General features: G+C 69.2%; 2 protein-coding genes. Both read right to left on the bottom strand.

Going from position 1 to position 2,506, the window contains the following annotated elements:
- Positions 1-259: 259 nt before the first annotated feature.
- Positions 260-1,717 carry a rhamnulokinase family protein gene (locus K8V84_RS12380; RefSeq protein WP_304074311.1) on the bottom strand — a complete coding sequence of 486 codons (1,458 nt, stop codon included), beginning with the start codon at positions 1,715-1,717 and terminating at the stop codon, positions 260-262.
- A gap of 5 nt (positions 1,718-1,722) precedes the next feature.
- On the bottom strand, positions 1,723-2,506 hold a 784-nt coding region (locus tag K8V84_RS12375; RefSeq protein WP_304074310.1), incomplete at its 5' end, for an SDR family oxidoreductase.

Here is a 2,506-nt window from a genome sequence, read left to right as displayed (position 1 = left end):
GGTCTGGGCATCGGTGACGGTCGTTCCTGCGTGCGCGGGGAGCAGATGGAATGGGGCCGGCGTATCGAGCCGGTTCTGGGTCCATCCCCGCGTACGCGGGGAGCAGTCTCGTTGACCTGCGGGTTTATCCGGCCCACTGGCCCGAATCTGCAACTAGTCGAGAAACAGACAAACCAGACACCGAACCTCCGCAGTCACCCCGAAAGGCTCACACAGGTTCCCGGCCGACACAAGACGGCCGGGAACCCCTTGGTCACTCCTACTCCTCCGGCCAGAGGAAGCGTTGGGCCTTCGCCCAGGGCGAACCTTCCTCCTCCTCCGGAGGATAGGTACGTGTCTCGAAGGAGTCGACGACCACCTGACGCAACTCGGGCAGACCTCCCTGAACGGCCCCCACAGCCCGGGCCTGCACCAACAGGTTCCCCACGGCCGTACCCTCAGCCGGTCCTACGATCACCGGTAGGCCGGTGGCCTCGGCGGTGAGCCGGCACAACAGCGTGTTCCGCGACCCTCCCCCGACGACATGGACCACCTCGACCTCTTGGCCGGAAAGCTCAGCGGCCTGTCGCACGGCCCGCCGGTAGGCCAAGGCCAGGGAATCCAGCACGCACCGCACCACCTGAACAGGGTCGATGGGCGCTGGTTGGCCGGTCTCGGCGGCGAACTCGGCGATCCTGGCCGGCATGTCACCGGGTGGCGCGAATCGGGGATCGTCCACGTCCACCACACATCTCAACGTCGGCAGACGAGCCGCCCGCTCCAACAGGTCGGCCAGATCCACGTCGATCCCCTGGGCCTGCCAGGTGCGCAACGACTCCTGTAACAACCACAGCCCGGTCACGTTGCGCAGGTAGCGCACGGTCCCGTCCACACCGAGTTCGTTGGTGAAGTTGGCCCTCCTTCCTTCTTCGGAGAGCACCGGCCGCTCCAACTCCACACCCACGAGCGACCAAGTACCCGACGAAATGTAGGCGAAGCGCGAGGTGCGTGCGGGTACGGCGGCGATGGCGGAGGCGGTGTCGTGGGAGCCCACCGCGACCAGCGGCGCCCCGAGATCCCTCACCGGGCCGATGATGTGGCCGGGGTCGACCAGGTCGGGGACCAGGTTCCTCACGGGAACCTCGAAGTTGTCCTCCAACAGGTTCAGGCAGGGTTCGGCCCAACGGCGTCCGCGCACCTCCACCAGCCCGGTGGTGGAGGCGTTGGTCAGCTCCGCCACCTTTTGACCGGTCAACCAGTATCCCAACAGGTCGGGGATCAGCAGCAGGTCGCGCGCGGCCGAGAGCTGGGCGCTTCCGGCGGCGGCGACGAGCTGGAAGACGGTGTTGAAGGGCTGCACCTGCAGACCGTTGACCGCGTACAGGTCCACGGCGGAAAGGTGCTCGAACACCCGCTCGGGCACACCGTCGGTGCGCCGGTCCCGGTAGTGGACGGGGTTGCCCAGCAGCGCGCCGTCGGCGTCGAGAAGGCCGTGGTCCACGGCCCAGGAGTCGATGCCGACGGAGGCGAGCGGTCCGTGTGCACGGGCTGCTTCCTCCAGTCCGGTGAGGGCCCCGGAGTACAGCGACAACACGTCCCAGTGCAGTCGTTCGCCCAAGGCCACCGGGGTGTTGGCGAACCGCGCCGTCTCCTCGGTGCGCAGGACACCGTCGCGCAGGTGTCCTGTGATCACCCGGCCGCTGGAGGCGCCCAGGTCGATCGCGGCGTGCGGTCCCACCGCGCTCACCGCAGGAAGGCGGCGGCGACACCGCCGTCGACGGGCACGTGCAGGCCGGTGGTGTGCGCCAGCTCTCCCGCGGTGAGCGCGAACACCGCATTGGCCACGTGTTCGGGCAGCACCTCGCGGCCCAGGAGGGTGCGCTTGGCGTAGAAGGCGCCCAACTCCTCTTCGGGAACCCCGTACACCTTGGCGCGCTGGGCGCCCCACCCGCCGGCGAAGATGCCCGAGCCGCGCACCACCCCGTCGGGGTTGACGCCGTTGACCCGGATGGCGTGCTCGCCGAGCTCGGCGGCGAGCAGACGCACCTGGTGGGCCTGGTCGGCCTTGACGGCGGAGTAGGCGATGTTCTTGGGCCCGGCGAACACCGCGTTCTTGGAGGCGATGTAGACGATGTCTCCGCCCATGTCCTGCTCGATCATCAGGCGCGCGGCCTCACGGGAGACCAGGAAGGACCCCTTGGCCATGACGTCGTGTTGCAGGTCCCAGTCGCGTTCGGTGGTCTCCAGCAGCGGCTTGGAGATGGACAGTCCGGCGTTGTTGACCACCAGGTCCACCCCGCCGAAGGCCAGGGCGGCGGCGCGCAACGCCTCGGCCACGGCACCGGCGTCGCTCACGTCGCAGCCCACACCGACGGCGGTGTCGGCACCGCCGAGTTCGGTCGCGACCTCGGCGGCCCGGTCGGCGTCCAGGTCGGAGACGACCACGCAGGCGCCTTCGGCGGCCAGGCGGGTGGCGATGGCCTTGCCGATACCGCTCGCGGCACCGGTGACCAGGGCGACTCGGCCG

The organism is Nocardiopsis listeri, from assembly GCF_020741345.1.
Lineage (GTDB): Bacteria > Actinomycetota > Actinomycetes > Streptosporangiales > Streptosporangiaceae > Nocardiopsis > Nocardiopsis listeri_A.
This window is presented reverse-complemented; position numbering and strand designations above follow the sequence as displayed.